10 protein-coding genes are annotated in these 7,773 nt (G+C 69.1%); all 10 read left to right on the forward strand.

Features of this window, described 5'->3' with window-relative positions; genetic code table 11:
• Positions 1 to 2 precede the first annotated feature (2 nt).
• Positions 3 to 1,160, forward strand: a complete 1,158-nt coding sequence (tgt, locus tag FJY88_04130) for a tRNA guanosine(34) transglycosylase Tgt (GenBank protein MBM3286523.1) — start codon at positions 3 to 5, stop codon at positions 1,158 to 1,160.
• Positions 1,160 to 1,492, forward strand: a complete 333-nt coding sequence (yajC, locus tag FJY88_04135) for a preprotein translocase subunit YajC (protein MBM3286524.1) — start codon at positions 1,160 to 1,162, stop codon at positions 1,490 to 1,492. The genes tgt and yajC overlap by 1 nt, the downstream gene beginning before the upstream one ends.
• The gene (locus tag FJY88_04140) at positions 1,396 to 2,421 is read left to right on the forward strand and encodes a methionyl-tRNA formyltransferase (GenBank protein MBM3286525.1); all 1,026 of its coding nucleotides are present in this window, start codon (positions 1,396 to 1,398) and stop codon (positions 2,419 to 2,421) included. The genes yajC and FJY88_04140 overlap by 97 nt, the downstream gene beginning before the upstream one ends.
• Before the next feature lie 4 nt (positions 2,422 to 2,425).
• Positions 2,426 to 3,766 carry a hypothetical protein gene (locus FJY88_04145; GenBank protein ID MBM3286526.1) on the forward strand — a complete coding sequence of 447 codons (1,341 nt, stop codon included), beginning with the start codon at positions 2,426 to 2,428 and terminating at the stop codon, positions 3,764 to 3,766.
• Positions 3,744 to 4,523 carry a PASTA domain-containing protein gene (locus tag FJY88_04150; protein MBM3286527.1) on the forward strand — a complete coding sequence of 260 codons (780 nt, stop codon included), beginning with the start codon at positions 3,744 to 3,746 and terminating at the stop codon, positions 4,521 to 4,523. Before FJY88_04145 ends, FJY88_04150 begins: the two co-directional genes overlap by 23 nt.
• Positions 4,524 to 4,539: 16 nt before the next feature.
• Positions 4,540 to 5,286: a ribulose-phosphate 3-epimerase gene (gene rpe / locus FJY88_04155; GenBank protein MBM3286528.1), complete on the forward strand. Its 747-nt coding sequence runs from the start codon at positions 4,540 to 4,542 to the stop codon at positions 5,284 to 5,286.
• Between the two features lie 89 nt (positions 5,287 to 5,375).
• Complete coding sequence (locus tag FJY88_04160; GenBank protein ID MBM3286529.1) at positions 5,376 to 6,701, forward strand: signal recognition particle protein; 1,326 nt, start codon at positions 5,376 to 5,378, stop codon at positions 6,699 to 6,701.
• Positions 6,702 to 6,790: 89 nt separating this feature from the next.
• Positions 6,791 to 7,066 carry a 30S ribosomal protein S16 gene (gene rpsP / locus FJY88_04165; protein ID MBM3286530.1) on the forward strand — a complete coding sequence of 92 codons (276 nt, stop codon included), beginning with the start codon at positions 6,791 to 6,793 and terminating at the stop codon, positions 7,064 to 7,066.
• Positions 7,067 to 7,144: 78 nt separating this feature from the next.
• Positions 7,145 to 7,375 carry a KH domain-containing protein gene (locus tag FJY88_04170; protein ID MBM3286531.1) on the forward strand — a complete coding sequence of 77 codons (231 nt, stop codon included), beginning with the start codon at positions 7,145 to 7,147 and terminating at the stop codon, positions 7,373 to 7,375.
• Positions 7,376 to 7,380: 5 nt separating this feature from the next.
• Positions 7,381 to 7,773, forward strand: a 393-nt coding sequence (gene rimM / locus FJY88_04175) for a 16S rRNA processing protein RimM (protein MBM3286532.1), incomplete at its 3' end; no start/stop codon positions are given.

The raw sequence follows: 7,773 nt of genomic DNA on the forward strand, positions 1-7,773 counted from the left end.
GCGTGGAGTTCCGGATCACCGACGCCTGTGCGGGAACGGCGGGGCGCCGCGGCGAGATCGCTGTCGGCGGCGTCCGGTTCGAGACCCCCTGCTTCATGCCGGTCGGCACCCGGGCCTCGGTCAAGACGCTGACGCCGTGGGATCTCGAGGAGATCGGCGTACCGGTCGTTCTCGCGAATACCTATCACCTCTACTTGCGCCCGGGGCACGAGCGGATCCGGTCCCTGGGCGGTCTGCATCGCTTCATGAGCTGGCGAGGGGCGATCCTCACCGACAGCGGGGGCTACCAGGTCTTCAGCCTGGCCGACCTCTGCAAGGTCCTGCCCGACGGCGTCCGCTTCCGGTCCCATCTGGACGGCAGCGAACACTTCTTCTCGCCGGAACTCTCGATGGAGGTCCAGGAGGCGGTCGACTCGGACATCGTCATGGCCTTCGACATCTGCACCCCGTACCCCTCCAGTCGCGAGGCGGCGGCGCGGCAGATGGAGAGCACGCTCGCCTGGGCGGTCCGGTCGCGCGAACGATTCCTGGCGTCCGGGCGGCCAGGCCGCGGCCAGATGGGGATCGTGCAGGGGGGAGTCCACGCCGACCTCCGAAAGGAGTGCGCCGAGCGCCTTGTCAGCATCGGTTTCGACGGTTACGCTCTCGGCGGTCTGGCGGTCGGGGAGCCGGAGGCGGTCCGGTGGGAGATGGTGGAGCGGGGGGATCGCGACCTGCCGCGCGAGCGTCCCCGCTATCTCATGGGGGTGGGCCAGCCGGAGGAGATCCTCGAGGCCGTCGACCGCGGGATCGATCTCTTCGACTGCGTGCTGCCCACGAGGGGAGCGCGACACGGGACGGTCTACACGTTCGATGGGCGTTACACGATCGGAGCGAAGGTCCATGCCGAGGATCTCGGGCCTCTCGATGAGGGATGCGACTGCAGGGTCTGCCGCACCGTCAGCAGGGCCTACGTCCGCCATCTCTTTCAGGTGGGAGAGCTCCTGGGGCCGCGGCTGCTGAGTCATCACAACATACGCGCCTACATGAGGCTCATGGAGGGGATCCGCTCCTCGCTGCGCGAGGGAGGGTTCGCGGACTTCAAGCGCCGCATGCTGGAGCGGTTGCGCCCGGCCGCGGGGGAGACTCCCCGCGGGCCGCGGAAGCGAGAGGAGAGCTGATGGAGCGGTTTCTCGTAGGGGTCGCCCAGGCCCAGCAGCAGGAGGGCGCGCGGGGCGCGGGGGGAGGGTCGCAACAGCTTCTGAGCACCCTCTTCGTCCTGGGTTCCTTCATCCTGATCTTCTACTTCCTCCTCATCCGTCCCCAGCAGAAGAGGCAGCGCGAGTCGGCGAAGATGATCGCGGCGCTCAAGCGCGGCGATCGCGTCCTCACCTCCGGCGGCTTCTTCGGCACAGTCTGGGACGTCAAGGACGACATCGTCGTCCTGAAGCTCGCCGAGGAGGTCAAGGTCGAGGTGGCGAAGTCGGCCGTCCAGGCGGTCGTTTCCAAGTAGTGCGCATCCTCTTCTTCGGGACGCCGGCCTTCGCGATACCCTCCCTGGAGGCGCTCCTCGATGGCCCCGACGACCTGGTCGGGGTCATCAGCCAGCCCGATCGCCCCCGCGGCAGGGGACAGAAGCCCGAGGAGACGCCGGTCGCGCGTCGATCGCGCGAGGCGGGCGCGCTCGTCCTGCAGCCCGAGAAGCTCCACGAGGAATCGACCCTCGCGATCCTGCGTGGCCTCTCGCCCGAACTGATCGTCACCTGCGCGTTCGGCCGGCTCCTGCGCCGGCCGCTCCTCGATCTACCGCCTCTCGGATGCCTGAACGTCCACGCCTCCCTTCTGCCGCGCCACCGCGGCGCCTCCCCGATCGCCCGCTCGATCCTGGAGGGGGACGCCTGGTCGGGGATCACGATCTTCCGCCTGGACGAGGGGATGGACACCGGTCCGATCCTGATCCAGCGCGCGGAGCGGGTGCTTCCCGACGACACCGCCGAGACGCTCGGCGCGCGGCTCTCGCTCCTGGGAGGCGTCGTTCTCAAGGAGGCCTGCGAGCTGATCCGCGAACGCCGGGACGTCTACGCGCCGCAGCCCGCGACGGGGGCGACCAACGCCCCGCCTCTCGAGAAGGAGGATGGCCTCATCTCATGGTCTCGTCCCGCCGATCAGATCGAGCGATTCGTCCGCGCCATGATCCCGTGGCCGGTCGCCGCGACGAGCGCGAAGGGGCAGCCGCTTCGCGTCCTCCGGGCCGACCTCGTCGATCTCGTCCCGCGCGAGCGCCCGCCCGGCTGCCTGCTCTCGATCGCTCCCGCGCCGATCGTGGCCGCGCTCCCCGGCTGTGTGCGGCTCCGCCGCGTCCAGCCCGCCGGACGCAGGGAGATGGACGCGGGGGACTGGATCCGAGGGGCGCGTCTCGCGGAAGGCGAGCGCTTCGGTTGATGCGATGACCCGAAGCGGAGGAGATCCGACGGGAGAGGGGAAAGCGGGAGAACGCTCCTCCCGGGACATCGATCCCGTCCGCCTTGCGGCCTTCGGGATCCTGCACCGCAGCGCGCGGGGAAGGCGGTCGATCGACAAGGCGCTCCGGCTGGCCGCGGCCGCGCACGAGGAACGCGATCGCCGGTTTCTCTGGGCCCTCGTGGTCGAGACGCTCCGCTGGCGGGCCCGCCTCGATGCGGTTCTCGAGCCGCTGCTCCATCGACCGCTCATGAGTCTCGACCCGTCCGTGCGGATCCTGCTGGAGATGGCCGCCTGCCAGGTGTGCGTCCTCGATTCGATTCCTCCCCACGCCGTCGTGGACGAGGCGGTCCGCCTCGCCGCCAAGGTCGCTCCCTCCGGTGCGGAGAGGATGGTCAACGCCGTGAGCAGGCGGCTCACGCAGGACGGCGCCGCGCGCTGGGCCCTGGTGGGCGGCGCGTCGGATCCGGCCCAGTGGTGCGTCGCGCACAGCCATCCGCGATGGCTTGTCGACCGATGGCTGCAGCGCTGGGGAGAAGAGAGGACGTTGTCGGTCCTCCGCTGGAACAACGAGCACGCGCCGGTCTGGCTGCGCGCGCGCCGCGGAGGCAGGGCCCCGGAGGGAGAGCGCGGGTGGGTGGCCGACACCTATCGGATGCCGCGATCGTACCGGCCGGCGGACGATCCGAGCTTCCTGTCCGGCGAGTGGACGGCGCAGGATCCGGGCGAGACGCTGGTCGGGCTGCTTCCCCCCGAGACCCCCGACGGATGGCTCATCGACCTCTGCGCGTCGCCGGGGACGAAGACGACGCATCTCGCCGAGCGATTCGGCGCGGGCCGCGTCCTGGCCATGGACAGGAGGCGCTCGCGCATGGTGAGGCTCAGGGAGACCCTGGCGCGGACAGGCGATCGATGCCCCCTGATGGTCGCCGATGCGCTGGCCCTTCCCCTGCGCCCCGGAATCGCGGCGGGGGTCTTGCTGGATGCCCCGTGCAGCGCCCTCGGTGTCCTGCGTCGCCGGGTCGACGCCCGATGGAATGTCAGGGAGTCCGATCTCCTCCGCCACCGGGACGAACAGATCCGCATGCTGGACGCGGCGGCCGGCCTCGTTCGCAGGGGCGGCTGGCTCCTCTACAGCGTATGCTCGACCGAGCCGGAGGAGACAGACGACGTGAGGGATCGCTTCCTGGCGCGCCACCGCGGGATCCGGCCGCTCACGATCCCGATCGCGACTCCGGAGGATGTGGAGAAGGGGGACGGGTGCCTGAGAATTCTGCCCGGGCAGGGAGCGTGCGACGGGGTGTATGCTTCCCTGTTCCGATGCTGAGGCGAGGCGAGTGAAAGGTCTGAAGCTCATGGGCAGGCTGCCGGGTGGCGGCGTCCGAAACCGCACGCCCCGGCGGTTGCTCATCGTGGCGCAGCTTCTCGCCGGTCTCGTCCTGGGCGTGGTCCTCTTCGACCGGCTCCTCATGCCTCTCGTCGTCCGCCAGGGGGCGATCGCGACCGTTCCCGACCTGCGCGGCAAGGCGCGGCCGGACGCCGAGCCCGCGCTGTCAGAAGCGCGCTTGCGGCTGGGCAACCTGGTCGAGGTGCCCGACCGCGCGGCGAAGGCGGGAGAGATCCTCTCGCAGGATCCGCCGCCCGGGGCCGTCGTGCGCCGGGGCCGCGTCGTCAATCTCCTCGTCAGCAGCGGGGCCCCCGTCCGCGAGATCCCCGACTTCGCCGGAAGGACCGTGCGATCGGCGCGGCTCGATCTGGGGCAGCTCGGGCTGCGGCAGGGAGCGATCCTCGTCCTCCCATCCGAGACGGTCCCCGAGGGGCAGATCGTCGGAACCCATCCGGGGCGCGGCGCGCTCGCCAAGCCCGACGCGGTTGTCGACTTCCTCGTGTCCGGCGGAACGAGGCGAAGCCTCTATCTGATGCCCGACCTTCGAGGCCGTCCGATCGAGGAGGCCTGCGCGATGCTGGGCGCGGGCGGGATCGTCGCGTCCCCTCCTGACGAGTCGCGGGGGGCGTTCGTGATGGAGCAGAGCCCGCCGGCGGGAGAAGCGATCGCGTCGGGCGAGCGTGCGCTTCTCTATTGACCGGAGGTTTGCGGGCATGAAGGCGAGTAGGTCGGCCGCTGAGCGCCAGAGAGTCTGGGCACGGATCCGGGGAGAGGCGCTGATCGCTCCGTCCCTCTTGAGCGCCGACTTCGTCCATCTGGCGGATGAGATCAAGACGATGGAGGAGGCCGGCGCGCAGCTGCTCCACCTCGACGTGATGGACGGCCACTTCGTCCCCAACATCACCTTCGGCCCCGCCGTGGTCGCTTCCATCCGGGGCCAGACCGATCTCTGGCTCGACGCGCACCTCATGGTGACCGACCCGGGGGCGTTTCTTCTTCCCTTCGCGGAAGCGGGGGCGGACAGCGTCACGATCCACGCGGAGGCGACGGCCGATCTCGCGCGGATCCGTCAAGACGCCGACAGGCTCTCGATCGTCCTCGGGCTCGCGATCCGGCCCGATCGGCCCGTCGCCGGGACTCTGGCCTCGATCGGGGGTCTGTTCGACCTGATCCTGGTCATGACCGTGATGCCCGGCTACGGGGGGCAATCCTATATGGAAGGGTCGAGCGAGAGGATCCGTGAGGCCGCCGCCTTCTGCGCCGCATCCCCCCGGCGGCCGGTTCTCGAGGTCGACGGGGGGATCAGGAGCGGCACGGTCTCGGACGCCGCGGCGAACGGCGCGAACTGGTTGGTCGCCGGCAACGCCATCTTCCGCGATCCCAACCCGTTCCGGGCATTCAGGAGCCTGCAGGCGGAGGTGGGTGGCGTGGCCCGCGGCCCCGGACGGCCCGCCTCCTAGGCCCCCCTGACTCTTGTTCCGCCCCACGATCCTCTGGTATCGTCGAATCTTCGCCGTGTCGACCCGCGTCTGAACGGCTCCTGAGGACCATGTTTGAACAGCTGACGGGGCGTCTGGAGGAGATCTTCCGCCGCCTCCGGGGGCAGGGCGTTCTCACCCCTGAGAACATCCGCGAGACCCTCCGGGAGGTGCGTCGAGCCTTGTTGGAGGCGGATGTCCACTACGAGGTCGCCCGCGGCATCGTTCGCGAGGTCGAGCGCAGGGCGGTCGGCGAAGAGGTTCTTCGAAGCCTGAGTCCGGGGCAGCAAGTGATCCGGGTCGTCCACGAGGTTCTGGTCGAGACGCTTGGCGGCAAGGCCCGGCCCCTGGAGGCGAGCGGAGAACTTCCGACGCGCCTGCTGGTCGTGGGGCTCCAGGGCTCCGGGAAGACGACATTCGCGGCGAAGCTGGGCCAGCACTTGAAGGAGAGGAAGCAGATCTCGTTGCTCGCTGCCTGCGATCTGGCGCGGCCGGCGGCGGTGGAGCAGCTCGAGAGCCTGGGGCGCTCGATCGGGGTGAAGGTTCACGTCGATCGAGCGAGCGGCGATCCGGTCCTGGTCGCGACCGCGGCCCTGAAGGCGGCGAAGGAGTCGGCGGCCGACTTTCTCATCGTCGACACGGCGGGCCGACTCCACGTCGACGCCGACCTGATGGAGCAACTGCGGCGCGTGCGGGAGGCGGTCGCTCCGCATCAGACGATTCTCGTCCTTGATGGGATGGCGGGACAGGAGGCGGTTCCCGTGGCCGCCGCCTTCAAGGAGCAAATGCCGATCGATGGCCTCGCGCTCACCAAGATGGATGGAGACGCCAGAGGGGGAGCCGCCCTCTCCGTGCGGGCGGCGACGGGGATTCCGATCTTCTTTCTCGGGACGGGCGAGAAGACATCGGCCCTCGAGATCTTCCATCCGGACAGGCTCGCCTCGCGCATCCTGGGCATGGGCGATCTGCTCTCTCTCGTGGAGAAGGTCCAGGCGAGCGCGGATCTTGAACGGGCGCGCAAGATGCAGGAGCGCCTCGAGCGGAGGCAGTTCACGCTCGAGGATTTCCTGGAGCAGCTTCGCCAGGTGAAGCGGATGGGCCCCCTGGAGGATCTTGTCCGGATGATCCCGGGGGCCTCCAAGGCTCTGGTGGGCGGGGCCAGCCTGGATGAGCGGCAGATCGGCAAGGTGGAAGCGATCCTGCAATCGATGACGCCGCGGGAGCGGGAGCGCCCCGAAACGATCGATGGGAGCCGCCGGAGGCGGATCGCACAAGGGAGCGGCACCGTCGTGCAGGATGTGAACCGAGTCCTGCGAGATTATCAGTTGATGAGGCGGCTCCTCCAGCAGGCCCGCAAGGGCAAGCGGAGGGGGATGCCGAGGCTCGGGGGCTTCTAGATGTCGACCCGGGGCGCCTCAGATTCTACGCGCCAGAGGCCCCGGGATGGACTAGGATGGACTGGGACAGTCACGAAGGAGGACAAGACGTGTCGGTTGTGATTCGCCTGCAACGGGCGGGGGGAAGGAACAAGCCGAGCTATCGGATCGTGGCGGCGGACTCGAGATTCGCCCGCGACGGACGCTTCATCGAGAAGGTCGGCTACTACAATCCACTGAAGGATCCGGCGGAGCTCAGCATGGAGGTCCCCAGGATCCACGATTGGGTCTCGAAGGGCGCGAGGCTGTCCGAGACCGTGGAGTTGCTGCTCAGGCGCTTCGAGGAGCGCCAGCGGTCGCAGGATCGCCCGGATTCAGGCTCGTAGGGGGAGACAGGGTCGCCTCTGAGACTTCGTGGGCAAGCCCGGCGCAGCGATCTTAGTTCCCGCGGAAGGAAGGTCAAGATGAAGGAGATGATCGAATACATCGCGAGGCGCTTGGTCGATCGGCCCGAGGAGGTCGACGTCCAGGAGGTCGCGGGGGAGAAGACGACCGTCTACGAACTCCGAGTCGGGGACGGGGATCTGGGCAAGATCATCGGAAAGCACGGGCGGACGATCCGCGCGATTCGAACGCTCCTGGCTGCGGCCGCGACAAAGGAAAACAAGAGGGCGGTTCTCGAGATTCTGGAGTAGGCCCGGTGGGGGCGAGGCCCGCCGCGGACCGGCTCGTGATCGTCGGGCTCGTCCGCAGGCCGATCGGGCTGCGCGGCGAGGTCAGTGTCGAGCCCACCGGGGATCGCCGGGATCGATTCTCCCCGGGAACGACGCTCTGGGTCGACGACATCGCGGATCCCCTGAAGATCCGAGCGAGCAGACCGTACAAGGACGCGGTCGCCGTGGTCTTCGAGGGGATCGATTCTGTGGAGGCTGCCGGGGCCCTGCGCGGCGCCGCCCTCAAGATCGCGGCCGATGACCTGCCCCTACTCCCCGAGGGAACCTACTATCACTACCAGTTGATCGGGTGCGAGGTGCTCGACGCGGACGGGGAGTCGCTCGGCCGGGTCGGCTCGATTCTCACGACGGGGAGCAAC

This window comes from Candidatus Eisenbacteria bacterium, from assembly GCA_016867495.1.
GTDB lineage: Bacteria > Eisenbacteria > RBG-16-71-46 > CAIMUX01 > VGJL01 > VGJL01.